The organism is Microbacterium sp. NPDC089186 (genome assembly GCF_040685115.1).
Lineage (GTDB): Bacteria > Actinomycetota > Actinomycetes > Actinomycetales > Microbacteriaceae > Microbacterium > Microbacterium galbum.
Window position 1 is genome coordinate 701,548 of sequence record NZ_JBFBHJ010000002.1, and the last position, 18,441, is coordinate 719,988.

General features: G+C 64.1%; 15 protein-coding genes. 4 read left to right on the plus strand and 11 right to left on the minus strand.

Going from position 1 to position 18,441, the window contains the following annotated elements; all coding sequences use genetic code 11:
* Positions 1 to 85: 85 nt before the first annotated feature.
* Entirely contained in the window at positions 86 to 1,540 is a 1,455-nt protein-coding gene (locus AB0N82_RS09675) for an amino acid permease (RefSeq protein WP_363390915.1), read from the minus strand.
* Between the two features lie 142 nt (positions 1,541 to 1,682).
* On the opposite strand from AB0N82_RS09675, the gene AB0N82_RS09680 reads away from it, so the two are divergent.
* The 3 genes from AB0N82_RS09680 (at position 1,683) to AB0N82_RS09690 (ending at position 5,482) form a co-directional block, all read left to right on the plus strand.
* Positions 1,683 to 2,915, plus strand: coding sequence for an aminotransferase class V-fold PLP-dependent enzyme (locus tag AB0N82_RS09680; RefSeq protein WP_363390918.1), 1,233 nt, complete (start codon positions 1,683 to 1,685; stop codon positions 2,913 to 2,915).
* A gap of 216 nt (positions 2,916 to 3,131) precedes the next feature.
* Complete coding sequence (locus AB0N82_RS09685; RefSeq protein WP_363390921.1) at positions 3,132 to 3,749, plus strand: histidine phosphatase family protein; 618 nt, start codon at positions 3,132 to 3,134, stop codon at positions 3,747 to 3,749.
* Between the two features lie 569 nt (positions 3,750 to 4,318).
* Positions 4,319 to 5,482, plus strand: coding sequence for a hypothetical protein (locus AB0N82_RS09690; RefSeq protein WP_363390924.1), 1,164 nt, complete (start codon positions 4,319 to 4,321; stop codon positions 5,480 to 5,482).
* Positions 5,483 to 5,546: 64 nt separating this feature from the next.
* Here AB0N82_RS09690 and AB0N82_RS09695 read toward each other — a convergent pair whose 3' ends face one another.
* The 4 genes from AB0N82_RS09695 to AB0N82_RS09710 form a co-directional block, all read right to left on the minus strand.
* Positions 5,547 to 6,671 (minus strand): reverse transcriptase family protein, encoded by a 1,125-nt coding sequence (locus AB0N82_RS09695; protein ID WP_363390927.1) that lies wholly within the window; start codon positions 6,669 to 6,671, stop codon positions 5,547 to 5,549.
* A 211-nt stretch (positions 6,672 to 6,882) separates the two neighbouring features.
* Positions 6,883 to 8,079: a hypothetical protein gene (locus tag AB0N82_RS09700; RefSeq protein WP_363390930.1), complete on the minus strand. Its 1,197-nt coding sequence runs from the start codon at positions 8,077 to 8,079 to the stop codon at positions 6,883 to 6,885.
* 8 nt (positions 8,080 to 8,087) lie between these two features.
* Positions 8,088 to 8,699 (minus strand): ASCH domain-containing protein, encoded by a 612-nt coding sequence (locus AB0N82_RS09705; RefSeq protein WP_363390933.1) that lies wholly within the window; start codon positions 8,697 to 8,699, stop codon positions 8,088 to 8,090.
* Positions 8,696 to 10,441 carry a hypothetical protein gene (locus AB0N82_RS09710; RefSeq protein ID WP_363390936.1) on the minus strand — a complete coding sequence of 582 codons (1,746 nt, stop codon included), beginning with the start codon at positions 10,439 to 10,441 and terminating at the stop codon, positions 8,696 to 8,698. Before AB0N82_RS09710 ends, AB0N82_RS09705 begins: the two co-directional genes overlap by 4 nt.
* 45 nt (positions 10,442 to 10,486) lie before the next feature.
* On the opposite strand from AB0N82_RS09710, the gene AB0N82_RS09715 reads away from it, so the two are divergent.
* Positions 10,487 to 10,684 (plus strand): hypothetical protein, encoded by a 198-nt coding sequence (locus AB0N82_RS09715; RefSeq protein ID WP_363390938.1) that lies wholly within the window; start codon positions 10,487 to 10,489, stop codon positions 10,682 to 10,684.
* A gap of 71 nt (positions 10,685 to 10,755) precedes the next feature.
* Here AB0N82_RS09715 and AB0N82_RS09720 read toward each other — a convergent pair whose 3' ends face one another.
* The 6 genes from AB0N82_RS09720 to AB0N82_RS09745 all read right to left on the minus strand — a co-directional run bounded on the left by AB0N82_RS09720 (position 10,756) and on the right by AB0N82_RS09745 (position 18,279).
* Positions 10,756 to 13,893 (minus strand): type I restriction endonuclease subunit R, encoded by a 3,138-nt coding sequence (locus tag AB0N82_RS09720; protein WP_363390941.1) that lies wholly within the window; start codon positions 13,891 to 13,893, stop codon positions 10,756 to 10,758.
* Positions 13,890 to 14,630, minus strand: a complete 741-nt coding sequence (locus tag AB0N82_RS09725; RefSeq protein WP_363390944.1) for a TIGR02391 family protein — start codon at positions 14,628 to 14,630, stop codon at positions 13,890 to 13,892. Before AB0N82_RS09725 ends, AB0N82_RS09720 begins: the two co-directional genes overlap by 4 nt.
* Complete coding sequence (locus AB0N82_RS09730; protein WP_363391217.1) at positions 14,627 to 15,814, minus strand: restriction endonuclease subunit S; 1,188 nt, start codon at positions 15,812 to 15,814, stop codon at positions 14,627 to 14,629. Before AB0N82_RS09730 ends, AB0N82_RS09725 begins: the two co-directional genes overlap by 4 nt.
* 17 nt (positions 15,815 to 15,831) lie before the next feature.
* Entirely contained in the window at positions 15,832 to 17,397 is a 1,566-nt protein-coding gene (locus AB0N82_RS09735; protein WP_363390947.1) for a class I SAM-dependent DNA methyltransferase, read from the minus strand.
* A 122-nt stretch (positions 17,398 to 17,519) separates the two neighbouring features.
* A complete protein-coding gene (locus AB0N82_RS09740) occupies positions 17,520 to 17,921 on the minus strand; it encodes a hypothetical protein (protein WP_363390950.1) in 402 nt (133 codons plus the stop codon).
* 76 nt (positions 17,922 to 17,997) lie between these two features.
* On the minus strand, positions 17,998 to 18,279 hold the full coding sequence (locus AB0N82_RS09745) for a helix-turn-helix domain-containing protein (protein ID WP_363390953.1): 282 nt from the start codon (positions 18,277 to 18,279) through the stop codon (positions 17,998 to 18,000).
* Positions 18,280 to 18,441 lie beyond the last annotated feature (162 nt).

Sequence of the window (18,441 nt, forward strand, 5' to 3'; positions counted from 1 at the left end):
AGCGACGGTACTGCGGGGCCGGGCCCGGCGGCATCCGCCACCCCGGCGAGCCGACGCGAAGCGGATGGACAGCGCGTACAGCGCGTCAGTCGAGCGGTGCCTCTTCGTCGCGCCGAACAGGAGTGACGCCCTTGCGCCCGTAGCGCAGCCAGAAGAACAGGTAGCACAGGCCGACGAAGGGGATGCCGAAGTACAGGGCCGCGACCTGATTCTCATCGAACGCGATCGCCACGATCGACGCGGTGAGCAGCACGAAGGCGAGGATGGGCACGAGCGGGTACAGCGGCGTGCGGAACGCGAGGGTGGAGACGTCACCGCCGTCGCGGAAGAACTGCCGCCGGTGGAAGAACTGCGCGGCGACGATCGACATCCACACCGCGACCGCCGCGAAGCCGGCGATCGACACGAGCACGAGGTACACGGTCTCGGCGGCGATGACGCTCGAGATGAGCGACACCAGACCGATGGCGAGGCTGACCAGCAGGGCCACCATCGGGATGCCGCGCCGCGTGAGCCGCGTGAAGGCGCGCGGCGCGTAGCCCTCCTCGGCGAGCGAGAACAGCATCCGCGCGCACGAGTAGAGCCCGCTGTTGCCCACCGAGAGCAGCGCCGTGATGACGACGAAATTCATGATGTCGGCCGCGTAGGGCACGCCGACGTACTCGAAGACGTCGACGAACGGGCTCGACGACAGCCCCGCCTGCTCGTAGGGCAGGAGGGCGGCGATGACGACGATCGAACCGACGAACAGCACGAGCAGACGCAGCACCGTCGAGCGCAGCGCCCGCGGGATGTTGCGGCCCGGATCCTTCGTCTCGCCCGCCGCGACGCCGACGAGCTCGGCGCCGCTGAAGGCGTAGAACACCGCGAGGGAGGTGATGAGCACGCCTCCGAGACCCGCGGGTAGCAGCCCGTCGGGCGTGGCGAAGTTGCTGAGGCCGACCGCCGCGTGCGGCTCCGACGACAGCGGCGTGAAGCCGAAGATCGCCATCGTCCCCAGCACGATGAGCGCGACGATCGCGACGACCTTGATGAGGGCGAACCAGAACTCGGTCTCCCCGAACACGCGCGCCGAGATGGCGTTCAGGGTGAACAGCACGCCGGCGAACACGATGCACCACACCCAGACCTCGACGTTCGGGAACCATCGCTGCATGAGGATGCCGGATGCCGTGAACTCCGACCCGAGCGCCACCACCCAGCACAGCCAGTAGAGCCACGCCGTGGTGAAGCCGGTGGCCGGCCCCATCGTGCGCGCCGCGTAGATGTGGAGCGATCCCGAGACGGGATAGGTCACCGCGAGCTCGCCCAGGCAGACCATGACCAACCACACCACGAAGGCACCCAGCAGGTAGGCCAGCACCGCACCGAGGGGGCCGGCCTGGTGGATCGTGTAACCCGAGCTCAGGAAGAGGCCCGAGCCGATGACACCGCCGAGGGCGATCATGACGAGATGCCGGGCATCCATGGCCCGGCGCAGTCGGCGCGGTGCGCCCGCGGGGCCGGACGTATCGAGGGAGGAATCGAGGGGACGACTCATGGAGTGCTCGCATTCATGATCGAGCCCGGAGCCGTCGAGGCGTCCGGGCGACGCAGTCACAGTAGTCGACGGCGGGCCCCGACGCGCCCTCACTACGCTGGACGGGGCGCGCGAGCCGCGCCGCAGAGCGAGAGGGGCCACGATGACGGCATCCGACGAGATCTCCCCGATGCCCGCCGTGCGCCCCGACCGCACCGATGCTCCGACCCTCGGCGAGTCGAGTCTGGCCGTGCACGGCGGCATCGAGCTCGACAGCACGCGGTCGCTGCGCACACCGCTCGTCATGTCGAACTCGTTCGCCCTCCCCGACGACCCCAGCGAGATCAGCTGGTCGGCCACCGCCCCGGGCCTGTACACGCGCAACACCGGCGTCAATCAGCTGGCGCTCGAGCGCAAGCTCTCCGCGCTGGAGCACGGCGAGGACGCCGTCGCCCTGGCATCCGGAGTCGCCGCCCTGCACGCGGTGTTCTTCACCCACGTGCGCGCGGGAGACCACGTGGTCGTGAGCGACGTCGTGTACGAGGCCACCTGGCGCCTGTGGACCGAGCTGCTCCCGGGCCGCTACGGCATCGAGGCGACCTTCGTCGACGTGACCGATCCGGATGCCGTCCGCGCGGCGATCCGGCCCGAGACGCGGCTCGTGTGCGTCGAGGCGATCGCCAACCCCACCACGAAGGTCGCCGACATCGCGCTGCTGGCCGAGATCGCCCACGCAGCCGGGGCTCTGCTGATGGTCGACTCGACCTTCACTCCCCCGCCGTTCTACCGGCCGCTCGACGACGGCGCTGACCTCGTCGTGCATTCGCTGACGAAGTACATCAACGGCCACGGCGACGCGATGGGCGGAGCGGTGATCGGTCGGGCGGAGCTCATCGAACCGATCAAGGCCGACGCGATGGTCGACGTCGGCGGCATCATCTCGCCGTTCAACGCGTGGATGATCACGCGCGGTTCGGTCACGCTCCCCCTGCGTCTGAGGCAGCATTTCGCCTCCGCCCAGCGCGTCGCCGAGCTGCTCGAGGCCGACCCGCGCGTCGCGTTCGTCGCCTATCCCGGGCTCGCCTCGCACCCCCAGCACGATCTCGCCCGCCGGCAGTTCGGCGGTGCCGCCTACGGCGGCATGATGGCCTTCGCGCTCGACGGCGACCCCGACCTGCAGAACAGGTTCGTGTCCGAGCTGCGGCTGATCACCTCGGGCTTCTCGCTCGGACACGACGACAGCCTCATCGTGCACACGTCCGCCGACGGCCCCCGTACCGCGACCTACCCGGAGCCGTTCCGCCGCTACGGCCACCTGCGTCTGTCGGTCGGACTCGAGGATGCCGACGACCTCCTCGCCGATCTGGCGGCGGCTCTCGATGCCGCCGGGCGATGACGATACCTATGAATCGGGAATGTCCCTCGGCATCCTCTTCCACTCCGTTACCTCACCGTTATAGAGTGCTCGCACGGTAGTTGTTTTGCTGTGGCAGCTATCGACATGTGATTGCAGGACACTCTGGTGCAGGAAAGGGCCGGTCGGGAATCCTCCGACCGGCCCTTCTTCGTGCGGTCGGGCCGGCCGCTCGCCCAGGAGCGGGAGGATGGACGCGTGAAGGATGACGAGCTGACCGAACCCGACGGACGCATCGTGCTGGTGCGACACGGCGAGACCGCGTGGAGCCGCACCGGACGGCACACCGGCCTGACCGACATCCCGCTGACCGAGACCGGCGCCTACAAGGCCGAGCTGGCGGGCACGCTGCTCGCCACCCGACGGTACGACCTGATCCTGTCGAGCCCGCTCCAGCGCGCGGTCGAGACGGCCGCCCGCGCCGGGTACCCCGACGTACGGACCGATGCCCGTCTCGTCGAATGGGACTACGGCGCCTACGAGGGGCTGACCACTCCCGAGATCGTGGAACAGCTCGGCCGTCCGTGGACGATCTGGGAGGGAACGCCCGCCGGCGCGACCCCGGGCGAGTCCGTCGCCGACGTCACTGCACGGGCGGAATCGCTCCTCGCGGAGCTGCGCCCTCGGGTACGGGCCGGTGAGCAGGTCCTGCTGTTCTCGCACGGGCACTTCCTCCGCGCTCTGGCCGGCACCTGGCTGGGCCTGACCGCCGCCGGGGGCCGGTACTTCGTCCTGGGCACCTCCGCCGTGAGCGAGCTGGGCTTCGAGCACGGCTCCGAGGTCATCACGCAGTGGAACCACGTGCGCGGACGCTGATCGCGTCGGGACGGGCCATCCGGGACCCGCAGGTGTTCGATGCCAGGCGATTTGACAGCGATACGCAGCCCCGATTTCCGGATTCACGCGGGTGTGGCTGCGCGCGCGCATCTGGTTTCCGACACGGAGCGTGTCAGTAGTCGAAGCACGGCTGCAAGTCTGGACTTCTTCGGAGTTGAGCGCGTCGAGTGATCGGGAGCCCGACGACCAATAGTGAGAGATCGACGTGCGTTCGTCGACGCTCCTACCGCCGAACGCTGTCGCCGCGTTCATCAGATATGGCGGCCGGCGAGTGAAGTCGTCGACTAGCCCTAGGAGATGATTGGTAGGCGGCGATGTGTTCCGCTCGCAGCGCCTGTTCCGCGTCGTAGATCTGCAAGCGCTCGACTTGGGCCTTGGCCCGGACTCTCGCATCGCACCCTCGCGATCCCCGCGGTCGGGCACACCCTGTTCAAGAACACCGTGCTAACACGGGTCAACTCGACACGCTCAATCCTTGCGCTCGGTCGAGGTCGACGTCGATCTTGGACTTCCGGCCTCGGCCGGTGGGGCGTCAGTAGTCTATGCAGATGCAAAGTTCCGCCCGAGCCGTCTATGACTATGTTGAGGGGTGGCTTGGCGAAGAACTCACCGTCACGAATGCGCAACTTGTCGCGGACTGGCCATGGGAGCAACTCGCTCTATTGGCTGAGCAATGGCCGACGCCGTCGGGCGCCGATCTCGACCTGCAAATCCCGCCCGTCGTACCTGGTGAACTACGGCCCGTAACAGCGATACGGGCCCCGGGGGCAATACGCCGCCGGACAGTCTCGAGCCTCCTGCTCTACGCGCCCGCAATTGTCATCCCCGCCGACGACCTAGTCCAGGACTGGTACGTCGACGGCGTACGAGACGACGAGGCGAGGTCCGCTCTTCGCGCCAAACTGAAGTGGCTGGCGCGGATCCGAGGACTGCTAGAGGACGGAACCATCGTCTACTCGCGTCGCCTTCCTGGCGACGAGTGGATCTCATTGATTGACGGCCTGGACCCGGATCTGCAGGCGCGCTTCCGCGTACTTGATCAGATGAGTTGGAGCGACTGGAACGATGCTGGATGGTCGTGGCCACATGTATCTCCGGAGGAGATGCTCGGGATCAACCGAGCAGTTGGAAGCGTCATGGGCACCTCGCTGGAACTCGTATCTCGGGGGGCGGGTCAGGCGCTTTCGCTCGAGCCAGTGGAGTCAATCGCGTTTGATCGCGTCCTCAACGGACGGAAGATCGGAGACGGTCGTCTCACTGCGCTGGAACGCATCGGCGAGTTCGAGGTCCCAGACTTCTCGTTCAAGTTCGAGGACCTGATCGCTCTGCGCAACTCAGATGATTGGGAGGACTGGCGAGAAGCGCTACGGGCCGGAATCGACATGGTCACTAACATCCCTGCCGATCCTGCTGGCGCCAAGGAAGCGACCGCTATTCTCACAGACCACCTAGGACGCCGGTTGCTCAAAATCGACAAGACGTCGAAGACCTCGAGGGCGCTCCGCGCTATGAGGAGCGGATCCAAGGGGTTCGCAATCACCGGAATCGGAGCCGTCTCAGCGACCGTGGCCACAGGCGATCTCAGTGCTCTCGTGGCCGCAGGACCGGCCGCGATCGCCGATCCAGTAGCTGAGTACATCTCGGCTCTCGTCAAACGGCGCAAGAATCGCGCCGTGCTTGACGTGCTGCTCGAGTTTCACCGCATGCGATAGGGCTCCCCTGGTTCGCCAGCTCCTTAGCGCAGGAGTTGCTCTTTGAGCTGCCGCCGATGTGGGGTCAGCTAGCCCCTCCGATCTTCGGGAGTCCTTCCAGATCGAGAATTTGGTGGAACCGTTCGCGCCAGGCCAGAGCTCGCTCTCGTTCGACGCCCAACGCGAACGCTATCCAGCCGTCCAGGTGATTGACGAATGAGAACACTGAGTCGAATCCGCGATGCGCGGCGTGGCGCGCCAATCCGTTCTCTTCACATCCCCGCAGGTGCACTTCGATGCGCCGTCGATGCTCTGGCAGTAGGCGGACCGAGCTATCGACGAGCAACCCGAGCACAACCCTGCGCGCGCCAGGCGGTACGATCCGCGTCTTCGATCGGTGTACGACGAAGCCAGCTTTCCGAATCAGGCCAGCAATCTCGCCAACGAGGCTCTGGGCCTCAGCTCGCTGGAACGAAGTGCGGCCCGAGAACACCAGGTCGTCCGAATAGCGGGTGTACGTAAGTCGACGCGAAAGCGCAAGATTCTGCAGGAACATGTCAAGCCTCGCCGCAGCGGCGTTTGCAAGCGTCCCGCTCGTCGGTCCGCCCTGCGGAAGCACGCCGACGCCTGCCACGGCGTAGCTCGGGATCACCGCGGTCTGGACACGCCAGGACGCGGTGCGAGCGCCTTCTGCCCTAGTCGTGATCCGAGTGAGCTCAAATGCAAGAAGCTTGCGATACCCGAGCCGCCTGAAGATCCGATAAACCGAGGGCTCGTTCACTGTGCCGAAGAAATCGTGAAGGTCCATCTTGACCATCCAGTTGGCACCCAAGTGCTGCGCCGCACACTGGACGATGGACGTTTCCCGTTCGTATGCGTAGCTCGCCGGATGAGAAGTCAACTTGTCGAGCACATGATCAAGAAGCCATCGTTGGACATCCATGAGGATTGGCTCCGGTGCTGAGATCGCCCGTACACCGCCGGTCGTCTTGGGGACCGCGATCGAACGATAAGGATCCCTTGTCCGGCTTACAACCTCGCGGAGGTACGAGTAAGTCGCACCAGTCTCACGGGCCAAATGGGCGAGGGAAAGCAGCGGGTAGGCACCCGCTGCAGTCAACCGGGCAACCTCTGCGGTTGCTCTGTCCAGCGAGTCGGCCTCTACGCCAAGGCGACGACCTTGCTCGTAGTAGAGGTTCGGAGGGATCACGGCACTTACCTTTCGACCCGATAGGGTCCGCACGGTCTGGATGGAGAATCCCCGAGGCCCACGAGGGCAGGCATTCTCCATCCAGCCCTACGCGTAGCCTCTGATCGCCCTCTGACCGCAGTTAGCCGCAGTCTTTGAGCACGACGCGAAGGTCGCACTCTAGCGAGCTGCCACGACGTGGCAGCTTCATCACTAAGCCCGTGATCCCCCCTCACCTCGTATACCGAGGGTAGTACGGCGAAGGATCTGGCGGCGTGAGCACTGATGCACCGCTGCGCGCCTTCCGACGCTGAGCGGCGAGCTCCCTCCGACCAGCGGACGTGACCGCTCGGCTTCCGTCAATCAGAGAAAGCCGCTCAAGCGATTCGAGAACGTTGCGGATCGCTCGCAAATCGAGACCGAGCGCGAGGGCCAGTTCTTCGTCGGAGCGCGGGAGCAAGCCGAGCACACCGACGAAGTTCTGCCAACGAGATTCGATGTAGCCGTCACGATGACGTGCGGCGAGACTTAACTGACCCGCCTCCTCGAGATGACCCGGAAGGTCAACGTCCGGTCGATGCTCGCCGATCTCGTCCGCCAGATCGACGGGCACTGACCGGCCGTCGAAGAAGGGCACCCACCGATCAGAACGCCGAATGAGGATCGCCGGGAGATTGTTGGGAACTGAGAACGAACTCGCGTACAAGCCAGCGCTACCGCGATGGCCGAGAGCGGGCCACACCTTTCCGCGCCTCGCGTACACGCGACAGACCTCTTCTGCTTTGCCCTCAGGTCCGGCGCGGCGCAACTCGTTGATCCCCGGAACGATCTCGATGACTTGAACATCCTGGATTAGCTTGCTGGCGTCCAGTGCGCGCTTCCCAGACAACGTCGCTGCGTACGCGACTACGGCGATCTTCATCCACCCGAACGAGCACCAGCTCTTGATCGTGGTGTTGCGGTACCAAGTCGCCACATAGTTCAGGACCTGCTGACCAGAACCGACGTAGTCGGTGATGCAGATGAGGGTCCGCACCCTGAGAATTCGCATTTCGTCGAGCGTGAGCGGGGTCGGAGCGATCCATGCTGCGGCGCTTGAGCGGCGCAACTCGCCGATGAGATGGGCGATAAGCGCCTCGCTACCTGGATTGTTGGCAAGCGGTTGCGCCGGATCAAAGTCGATGAATGCCGTTGCTCGTGCGTCGACCTCCGCTCCGGTGGGACGGATGAGGTCTTCGTCCGATAGCACTGGGACGAGAGCCACCGGAAGTTGTTCTCCGTTCTCCGCGATGAAGCGCTCGACTGTGCGCCTGACGCCTGCGACCACATCGCCGCCGGGAATGAACCTCACTGCGTCGAGTAGAGCAATGGCCCCTGCGCGGTCATCTACTTCAAACTGATCCAACCACTCGGCGGCTCGAGCGGTCATCGATAGCTTCATCGGACCATCCGACCGCGCATGACTGACGCGGCATTCCCCGCCAGCGATACTCCTGGGGCAGTCTCGCCCGCTCCTCGTGCGTCACGAGATGCACCGGCTTGGAGTTCGATCGGCCTCCCATTTCGCGGCCTCGCATGCGCACCATTCGGTCCTAGCCCATTGATACGCACCCCGAAGACCTCAGCACGGTTCGCTCGAGAGCGAATTGCCTCAACCTGATCCTCCGTGAGGTAGCGAAAGCTCTGCGGCGGTTCAAGTCCGAGGGTTTCACGGAGGAGACCGAGCGAGACCGGCCTACTCCAGCTCTCTGGAGCCTCGACTTGGAGCACCGTCGAAGAGTCCGCGCCGACCAAGTAGTCTTCCAGCGCATCTTCTTCGATGCCTATGTCCTCCGAGTAGGTCTCCCAGACCGCGTTCGGGTTAACTCGGATCGCACGCGTGAGCCGGACCGTCCCCAGAACCGCTCGCTCAGGCGAACTTGAGTAAAGCACGACAGTCGTCCCTGCGGGGACCTGCGGGAACCTTCTTCGCACCTCGACAGTCTTGCGGCCTTCCAGGATGGCGCGCGCGAAGCGGGGCTTGACCGAGAGTAGGAGTGCCCTGGTCATCGTTCAGACTCATCCCGCTGCAGACTGAGGATCTCGTCGAAGAAACCCGGCTTGGCAGCTCGCATCGTAATCAGCGACGTGGTGATTTGGTGCTTCTTCAGGAGCTGGTTGAGCGTCCTCCGCCCCACGGGGCGAGAGAACTCGTGCGTGTCCTCGAACCGCAGGACAAGCACCTCACCTTTGTGTGCACGCGCGCGAATCTCTCGCTCACGGAGAACGCCTAGAGCCCGATACTGTTCTACGGCGTCCTCAACACTCATGACGGCCGAGTCTACGACTCGCGAGAAGGCGACAACTGCGCGGATTGATCGCCGTTCATCTGCGTGGTCGTCTTTCGTTACGTACCAAAGCACACGAGCCGGCAGCTGCCAGCGCTTGACCTTGGGGGCGGCGAAGTAGACGAACTCGCGAGCGAGCCCCAGCGCCGGCTTCTCTCGTACCTGCAGAAGTGTGTCGTTGTAGCCGATCAACTCGCGCGCGAACCGGGGCTGGATCGGAATGATCCATACGGGGACGTCCCGTCCCGCTATCACCTGGGGCCAGTTCCGACGCTCATACGCGGCTACGTCGTCTGCGTCTAGAACCGCGGCGACAGCCGATTCCTCCGGGGTTCGCGCCAGCGACACGCTCAATGGCGTTCCCGCAAATCCGTCAGCCTCCAACGCTTCCCCTACCGTCGAGCCCAACGTGGGTTCCGTGATGGTGATCGTCCTTGCACCGCGTGCGAGCGCGAGAGCGCGAATGTACCGAACCAGCTGGAAGGCGATCGTCGCCCCCAGCCGGCCTCGCCCGACCCGAACGGTCGAAACTGACAGTGTCTTGTCCGCCACCTCGGTTCCGAGAAGAGCCCACCGTCGGCCGCGACCATCAACAAGTTCCTCAACTCGAGCTACGGCTGGGTGCGCGAGCGTCGCCTGTAGTTGCTTGCGGAAAGCCGTGCCCTTCTCTGCCGCAGCGGAGTCGAGGAACGCCTCTTCGAGATCGCGTGTCACCTCAGCAACCTGCACCCATCGAAGCCCGACCGACTCGAGTTGCTCCGAACGGAACGCCGACATCGCAACGGGCGGCATGAAGCGCTGGATCACCTCAACCGGACGCACCACCTCGATACCGTGCTCCGCGAAAGCCCACCCGTGCGTCGCGTCCAGAAGGTTCTGGTCGCGTGTAACGAAGTAGTCAGCGCCAGCGAGGATCGCATCCGCCAGATGCTTCGCGTCATCTCGCAAGCTCGGATCCTTCTGCACGAGTTCAAGAGGCATCCGCGCGATCAGCTCCTCCGCGGTATCCCGCATAGCACCATCCCGCCGCAGCGAGACGAGCGCGCCTATTCCACTCTGAACTCGTTGACGTTCGATGGGCGGCTGGAGGTTGTTGAGGTCAACCCCCACCTCGGGCGACACGGCGAAGTCCACAAGGTCATCGAGCCAGTCAGCTGAAATACCCATCGACTCCTGGCGGTCGGGCCGCTCCACGGCTTCGGACGAGTACAGGTCGATTATGACGTTGGAGTCGAGCACCGCCAGAGCTCGTGAGGAGTCATAGAGTGCACTCTCAAGAAGATCGAGCTGGCCGATCCGACGCATCCAGATCGTTAGCGTCGAGCCGGCGGTTGCCCTCCCTGGGCGCTGACCGACGGGTGTCATGTCCAGAGACCGCCAGAAGCCGTCGATACCGTAATCAGAACGACAGTGCGCGGTCATGATTGCGCGCGCCGGGTTGGCATCGGTGGCCATGGCGGTCATTGCTCTCGCTAGGCCGTGGCCCCGTGCGTCGCCACTCACGCAGACATGGACGAGCTTGAGGGTCTGATGTCGAGGAGTGCTGTAGAGCAGATACCCACGAACTGCCCCATCGACGAAACCGAGCAGCAGGTGCGCGCGCTTGCCCGCCTCGCGGAACGCAGAAAACGGCAGATGCCCCAGTGTCGCCTTGTTGGACCGGTGAAGCTCTACGACTTTCTGAAACTCGTCCTCAGCGTTCGGTGACGTCGGATCCCACGGGCGCACCTCAACCTGGTGTTGATTTGACGACCCCGCAACTACTCGACCACTGGCCATCATGAGTCCGCGTTACTGCTTGCGAACAGCTCCGCTTGCTCCAGCACCAGCTCCACGGCCTTTGCCTCGGCGTCCGGCGGATAGTCGTAGCGGGCGAGGAGACGTCTCACCTTGGAGCGCATCGCTGCGCGGACGCTCTCCTTCTGGTCCCAGTCAATGACCACGCTTGACCGCACCGCCCAGACGAGATCGACCGCGATCTTCTTGAGCGTGTCATCGCCCATCTGCAGAACCGCGGCGTCGTTCTGAGCGATCGCGTCGTAGAGGGCAACCTCGGCCGCGGACAGGCCCAAGCGCTCATTGCGCTTCGCGTCGTCCCGCATCTGCTTGGCGAGCTTCACCAGTTCGGCGATGATCTCCGCTGTGGTGAGGGATCTGTTCGTGTAGCGATTGATCGCCTCGTCGAGGAGCTCGGAGAACTTCCGCGCTTGCACGAGGTTGGTGCGCTGCACGGTGCGGATCTGGTCATTGAGGAGGCGGCGCAGCAGCCCCATCTGGAGATTCGGCTTTTCTTTGTCGGCCAGCGAGTCGAGGAACTCGTCGCTGAGGATCGACAGCTCCGGGGTCTCGACGCCTGCCAACTTGTAGATGTCGACGACCTGGTCGGCGGCGACCGCCTCGTTGAGGAGCTGCCCGAGCGCAGTGTCGATCTCGACGGCTCCGGATCCACCTCGTCCAGAATCGGGGTTCTGGATCTTAAGGATGGCAGCGCGCACGTCGGTGAAGAGGCGTACGTCGTTTCGGATTGCAGCAGCTTCGTCGCGCGCGCCGGCGAGAGCGAACGCCTTGGCGAGCGCGAGCACCTGATCGTTGAACCGAGCCGTGCGGTCGGGGTCGGCCATGACAAAGTCGAGCACCTTGGCGTACTCAGCCAAGCGCTGGGACGGCGAGAGCGTCGGCGACGAGTCGTAGTCGACGCCGTGCAGCAGACCGCGGATGATGTCGTGCTTCTCCAGCATGACCGTGACCATCTCGTCGATGGGTACGCCGGCCTGATCGCGGTCAGAAGGTGAGTACTCGGCCAGGGCGGCTTGCAGGTTCGAGAAGACCCCGATGTAGTCGACGACGAGTCCGCCAGGCTTGTCACGGAAGGTGCGATTGACGCGCGCGATTGCCTGCATCAGACCGGCGCCCTGCATCGTCTTGTCGACGTACATCGTGTGCATGCTCGGCGCATCGAAACCGGTGAGCCACATGTCCCGCACGATCACCAGCTCGAGCTCGTCGTCCGGGTTCTTGGCGCGCAGCTTCAGATCCTTTCGGGCGTCCTTGGAGTGAAGGTGTGGTTGGAACTCCGCCGGATCAGCAGCCGAGCCGGTCATGACAACCTTGATCTTGCCCTTGGCTGGGTCGTCAGAGTGCCAGTCCGGTCGAAGGGCCACGATCTTCTCGTAGAGGCGCACCGCGATGCGGCGGCTCATGGTGACGATCATGGCCTTGCCGAACAGCGCCTCGCGCCGCTTCTCCCAGTGATCCACCATGTCCCTGGCAATGAGGTCGAGGCGAGAGTCCGCGCCGACGATCGCCTCCAGCCTGGACCAGCGGGACTTCGCGGCGGTGGCGGCGTCCTCTTCAACCGTCTCGGTGATCTCCTCGGCCAGCTCGTCCAGCGCTTCGAGGTCGGCGTCGGACAGGTCGACTTTCGCAAGGCGCGACTCGTAGAAGATCTTGACCGTCGCGCCATCCTCGACGGCCTGAGTGAGGTCGTAGACGTCGATGTAGTCGCCGAACACCGATCGGGTGCTCTTGTCGCCAGATTCGATCGGCGTACCGGTGAAACCGAGATAGGTCGCACCGGGCAGTGCATCGCGCATGTGCTTGGCGAGGCCAGCCTTGAGGCGCCCGTGGCGGTCGAGGTACTCCCCGAAGCCGTACTGACTGCGGTGCGCTTCGTCAGCCACGACAACAACGTTCCGGCGGTCGGTGAGCACCGGGTTTGCGTCGCCATCCTCGCCGGGTGCGAACTTCTGCAGGGTCGTGAACACGATGCCGCCGGAGGCGCGCTTCAACTTGGCGCGCAGGTCGGTACGCGTCGCCGCCTGCACCGGCGTCTCCGGCAAGATGCGGGCGGGGGCAAAAGTTTCCCCGAACAGCTGATCGTCGAGGTCGTTGCGGTCGGTGATGAACACCAGCGTCGGATTCGCCATCCGGGCATCGCGCATGATCTTTGCGGCGTAGAACACCATCTCGAAGCTCTTTCCGGAGCCCTGAGTGTGCCAGACGACGCCGCCTCGGCGGTCGCCGTCGGGCCGGGACGCCTGCACCGTGTGCTCCACGGCAGCGTTTACAGCCCAGTACTGGTGGTACTTCGCCACGCGCTTGACGAGCTTGCGGGTCGGCTGCTTCGTGGCCCTGTCGGTCGTGGTCTCGTCGCTGAACACGACGAAGTTCTGCAGCAGATCCAGGAACCGCTTCGGCTCGAAGACCCCCTTTAGGAGAACCTCGAGTGCCGGGCGGTTGCTCACGACTTCGCGGCCCTCGATGGTCTTCCACGGCGCGTAGTGCTCGAACGCGCCGGTGTAGCTGCTCATTGCCGCCGACGTACCGTCTGAGATGACCGTCACCGCGTTCGGGACGAAGACCGACGGGATGTCCTTGCGGTAGGTCTGCACCTGATTCCACGCCGACTTGAGCGTCGCGTGTTCGGCAGCCGGATTCTTGAGCTCCAGGAGCGCGAGCGGCATCCCATTGACCAGCACCAGCACGTCGGGCCGACGATTCTTGCCGTTCTCGACGATCGTGAACTGGTTCACGACAACCCAGTCGTTGTTGTCGGGCTGATCGAAGTCCACCAGCCACAGTCGTGTCGTGCGTAGCGTCCCGTCTGCGTCGCGGTGCTCCACCGGCACGCCCTCGGCAATGAGCTGATGCAGTCGGTAGTTCTCGTCGATCGGGCTCTGCGACTCAGCCCGTCGCACTCGCTTGATCGCCTCGTCCATCAGCGCGGGGGACGTACCAGGGTTGATTCGGCGGATCGCGTCGCGCAGTCGTCCCCAGAGGAAGACGTCCTCGTAGGACTCGCGCTCTGTGCCGGGTTCCCCCGGCGCGATGTCCGGTCCACGAATCGTGCGGTAGCCCACCTCCGCGAAGTACTCGAGCGCAGCTAACTCGACGACGTTCTCGTTGAACGCGCTCATCCGGCGACCTCCAGCGTCGACTCATCGACCCAGCGTGCCAACACGCTAAGGGCGGCCAAGTACTCCAGCGCCTGCTGCTCCGGCATCTCATGGTCCACCTCGTGCGCGAGCGGGTTTCGGATCCCCGCGAAAACTCCCTCAGCGAACATGCGTGCACCACGCTGCACCGACTTGAACGTCTTGCTGCCATCGTCCGTCATGCGGTGCAACCGAGGGTTCCTTGCAGCCGCCGACTGCTCGCTGAACGCCTGACTGAAGAGGTCGGTCTCGCTCACGTCGCGACGACCGAGCTTGTTCTGCGCCTCCGCGTTCAGCTTGCGGATCGCTCCCTCGACCGCCTCGCGGTAGTGCCCAGAGTTCCAGAGAGACGCAGCACCACTCCAGATCCACGGGTGCAGGTTCGCAGCTGACAGTTCGGGCGCGTCGTCCCCAAGGTTCTCTCGGATCTCTTCCGTGCGCTCCAGTTCCGCCTTCGCGCGGATGGCAGCCTCACGGTGCCGCGTCCATCGGTTGCTACTCCGCAACGCGATCTCATTGCGCCACCCGGGGATAACACGGTCGAAGATCTTCTCGACGACCTGCGCCTGCTGTGCCACCTCGGCGTCTGGCGCCGACGTGCTCGACTTGTTGGAGATGGAGACGTACCCAGGCCCGCTGCGGCTGTTGTTGGTCATGACCGTTTGCTGGATGAACTTGTCGAGCTCCCCAATGGCCCACGCGACATTCAGGCCGGTCACGGAACGGCTCCCTCGGCAGGAACTCGGACACGACCCGACAGAATTTCAGGGAGTAGCGCATCACGGAGAGCAACAAGGCGAGCTGATTCCTCGGACAGCGCGTCCATACGAGCAAGCATCGGCCGAACACTCTCGGCAAAGCGCTCCTGCTCGTCGAGGGGAACGGTCGGTGCGCTCCACGTTGGCATCGCGTCCTTCGCGAGGTGGAGGACGGTCGTCCCAGTGACATGCGCCCGGCAATGCTGGCGGAAGGCCTCGCTACTCAAGAGACCGTGAAGGTACTCGACGGGCATGCCCGCCAGTGGACGCACGATGGCAAGGTCCAAAGAAGCAACGAGGGTGTCGTATCTGACTGACCTGGGCACTCGAACGCCTCTCCCGACTACTTCCGCGCCCTGGGTTAGGTCTGTCTGGGCGACAACGATCTCGCCTGGGCGGACTTCTTGTTCGGGCTTGTGTGGACCGGTGTACGGCTTCAAGCCGTTCTCCTTGTAACCCCCGTTGCGGTCGACACTCTTCAGGGTGACGAGAGCTGTACTTGATTCCCGCAGCTCCGAACTCTTGTATGAGCGTCCATTCACAGCCCTGGCGAGTTCTCCGAGCGGCGCGTACACGACCTCGTGAGATGAAAGGACTTGCTCGAACAAGGTGCGTATCAGTGCCACCAACGTATCCGCCGCGCGGCGATTCGACTCGATCTTGTCGTCGACCGCGCCAAGCGTCGCGGCAATCGCCTCCTGCTCGGCACGCGGCGGGAGCGACACCTCGAGCGCGAATAGCCGATCGGTTTGCAGCCTCCCAGTGCCGTGGCCGGCCTCGTCTACCATGTCGAGCACGTCGTCTGATCGCGACTGAAGCGCATACGCGAGGAACGTCGGGTCGATGTCCGCTCGAGGGATGAGACCCTTCAGATCCTGGCTGAGGGCAACTTCACGCTGCGTAATCCCCATACGGAATTCACTCTTCAGACTCATCCCGCGCACCACCATGAGGATGGTGTCCTTCGGAACAACCTTTGTGCCGCTCTTCGCTCCCAGCTCAGAGAGCCGCCGGTCCGAGTCACGGATGCGAAAGTTGGTGAGGGACTTCGAGCTCATCCAGGGAATCTCGCCACCCCAGTAAGACTCGTCAGAGGTTGCCGGCGTGCCTCCTGAAACCCAGCGACCAGTATCTCCCAGTGTCATCGACGTCCATTCGGCGGTCACGAAACGAGACCTCCGAGGCGGCCGCGAATCTCCTCGTCGAGCTCGCGACCCCGATCGAACTCAGCGAACAGCTCAGTGGTCAGTCGCTCGATCTTCCGATCGATCGGCTCGTCGACTTCCTCAGCTGCCTCTGTGCCGACGTAACGTCCAGGAGTGAGGACGAAGTCGTGCTTCACGATCTCGCTCAGCGCCGCCGCCCTGGTGAACCCGGCAACGTCTTCGTAGCCACCGTCATGATTGCGCCATGCGTGGTAAGCACCGGAAATCTTTGCGATGTCATGGTCAGTCAGAATGCGGAGCCGGCGCGACTCCATGGTGCCCAGCTTCCTCGCGTCGATGAAGAGTACCTCGCCGCGGCGCTCACGGTGACCGTTGCCGTGCCGATCCTTGCTGACGAACCAGAGTGAGACCGGGATCCCCGTGTTGAAGAACAGTTTGTCTGGCATCGCGACGATGCAGTCCACAAGCTCCGCCTCGACAAGTCGGCGGCGGATCTCGCCTTCGCCGCTGCTCTTCGATGAGAGCGACCCGTTCGCGAGCACGAACCCTGCCGTGCCCTTGGGGCTCAAGTGATAGATGAAGTGCTGCACCCAGGCGAAATTGGCATTGCCCTGCGGCGGCGTGCCGTACTTCCAGCGCGGATCGTCGGCGAGCTTCGCTTCCCACCAGTCCGAAACGTTGAAGGGCGGGTTGGCGATCACAAAGTCTGCTCGGAGGTCCGGGTGGAGGTCTGCAGTGAAGGAATCGTCAGACCGTGGCCCCAGGTCGGCTTCGATCCCCCGGAGCGCGAGGTTCATCTTTGCGAGCTTCCACGTCGTGTCGGTGAATTCCTGCCCGTAGATGGAGATGTCGGCGCGGTTGCCGCCGTGGGCCTGCACGAACTCAGCTGACTGCACGAACATGCCCCCGGAGCCAGCCGCCGGGTCGTAGACGCGCCCCTTGTACGGCTCAAGCATTTCGACGAGCGTCTTGACGACCGAACGGGGCGTGTAGAACGCTCCGGCGTCCTTGCCCGTCTCCTTGCCGGCGAATTGGCCGAGGAAGTACTCGTAGACGCGGCCCAGCACGTCGTCGGCCCCGTGATCGTCGGTCACTGTGAAGCCGATGGAGCCGATCAGGTCAACCAACTCACCCAGACGGCGCTTGTCAAGACCATCGCGCCCGTAATTGCGCGGAAGCACACCGCGAAGCGACGGGTTCTCCTTCTCGATGAGATCCATCGCCTGGTCGATCTGCTGCCCGATTTCGGATTGCTTCGCGACTGACTGGATGTATCCCCAGCGCGCCAACTCCGGCACCCAGAACACGTTGTGGCTGGCGTACTCATCGCGATCCTCGAGGAAGGAAGCGAGCCGCTCGGGTTTGATTCCCTCCGCAACAAGCTCTCCTTCGAGGGCAGTGCGCCGCTCCTCGAAGCGGTCGGAGATGTACTTCAGGAACACCAGCCCGAGCACGACGTGCTTGTACTCGCCGGGTTCCTGGTTGCCGCGTAGCTTGTCGGCGGCTTCCCAAAGGGTCTGCTCCAGAGACTTCTGGGGCTTCGGCTTCGCTACTCGCGCCATCTCACACTCTCTCAACGGAGCACGATAGCTCCTGACTCTCACTACACGGGATGAATGTCACGCTATCGCGAGGCGCGGACGTGACCTTGTAGCAGGGTCACGCGTGGCTATCAGAGCAACAATCACTCGTCGTCTGTTGTAACGCTCGACATGGCGAACGCCCGCATCAGCGTCCGTTCGATCTCGCTCACTGGCTCATCGGGGAGCTCGAGTATCTCGCTCTCGAGGTCGCGCACAGCTTCGTGGAGAAGAGTGCGGTTGCGCTCGCGCCACGCTCGCGTGTCGGGGTCCGCAAGCAGTCCGTGCTCGCGAGTCCCCTCGTAGTCCGACAGAAACCCGTTCTCTATCACTGACCTGAGAACCCTGGCATCAACGGCGACGCTCGCTCGCAGGATGGCGATGCCCGTGGTCGCCTCAGACCCTGAGATTGACGCTCGATAACGGTGAATCTCGCCGTCTTCAAGCGGCTCAACGCCCACATGCCAGACCGATATGGTGCGGTCACCAACGACGATGTCACGCATGCGACCTCCTTGATCAGAACCGGCCACCATACTGCGGCAAGCTTGCGGACCGCGAGGGCGAGCGAATGTCCGAAGGTCAGCGCACGCTGAGGTCCGGCGCATCTCCCGGCAGAATCTCGGCGAGTCCGACGCCGAGTACTTGGGCAACGGCGAGGAGCGTCCGCACCGTCGGGTTCGCGGGCGTACCGGGACGAGACTCGCCCTTTTCGAGCTTCTGGTAGGTGTATCTGCTCAGGTTCGCCTCGTAGGCAACGCGGTCCTGACTGTAGCCGCGGGCGATCCGCTGACGCTGAATGTTCGTTCCGATAGCCCGTGCGTATGCATCCCACTCCGGGTTCGAAGACGATGCGCTGCCCACCTTCTCAGGTTCACGGCGAGGCTTGCTCCGTATGGCCTAATCGGTATGGCAATCTGCGTTCATGATGCGTGAACGGGCGGAGCACACAGCCTTCCGCACCCTCACGCCGGACCCATTCCTGGACGCCCTGCTCAATCTGCTTGCCGAGCCCAATGGTTCGTT

Excerpts from the sequence above, each read along its gene's own strand:
- AB0N82_RS09675 (WP_363390915.1), bottom strand. The coding sequence starts at position 1,540 with ATGAGTCGTCCCCTCGATTCCTCCCTCGATACGTCCGGCCCCGCGGGC.
- AB0N82_RS09680 (WP_363390918.1), top strand. The coding sequence starts at position 1,683 with ATGACGGCATCCGACGAGATCTCCCCGATGCCCGCCGTGCGCCCCGAC.
- AB0N82_RS09690 (WP_363390924.1), top strand. The coding sequence starts at position 4,319 with ATGCAAAGTTCCGCCCGAGCCGTCTATGACTATGTTGAGGGGTGGCTT.
- AB0N82_RS09700 (WP_363390930.1), bottom strand. The coding sequence starts at position 8,079 with ATGACCGCTCGAGCCGCCGAGTGGTTGGATCAGTTTGAAGTAGATGAC.
- AB0N82_RS09705 (WP_363390933.1), bottom strand. The coding sequence starts at position 8,699 with ATGACCAGGGCACTCCTACTCTCGGTCAAGCCCCGCTTCGCGCGCGCC.
- AB0N82_RS09710 (WP_363390936.1), bottom strand. The coding sequence starts at position 10,441 with ATGACCGCCATGGCCACCGATGCCAACCCGGCGCGCGCAATCATGACC.
- AB0N82_RS09715 (WP_363390938.1), top strand. The coding sequence starts at position 10,487 with ATGGACGAGCTTGAGGGTCTGATGTCGAGGAGTGCTGTAGAGCAGATA.
- AB0N82_RS09720 (WP_363390941.1), bottom strand. The coding sequence starts at position 13,893 with ATGAGCGCGTTCAACGAGAACGTCGTCGAGTTAGCTGCGCTCGAGTAC.
- AB0N82_RS09730 (WP_363391217.1), bottom strand. The coding sequence starts at position 15,814 with ATGACACTGGGAGATACTGGTCGCTGGGTTTCAGGAGGCACGCCGGCA.
- AB0N82_RS09735 (WP_363390947.1), bottom strand. The coding sequence starts at position 17,397 with ATGGCGCGAGTAGCGAAGCCGAAGCCCCAGAAGTCTCTGGAGCAGACC.
- AB0N82_RS09740 (WP_363390950.1), bottom strand. The coding sequence starts at position 17,921 with ATGCGTGACATCGTCGTTGGTGACCGCACCATATCGGTCTGGCATGTG.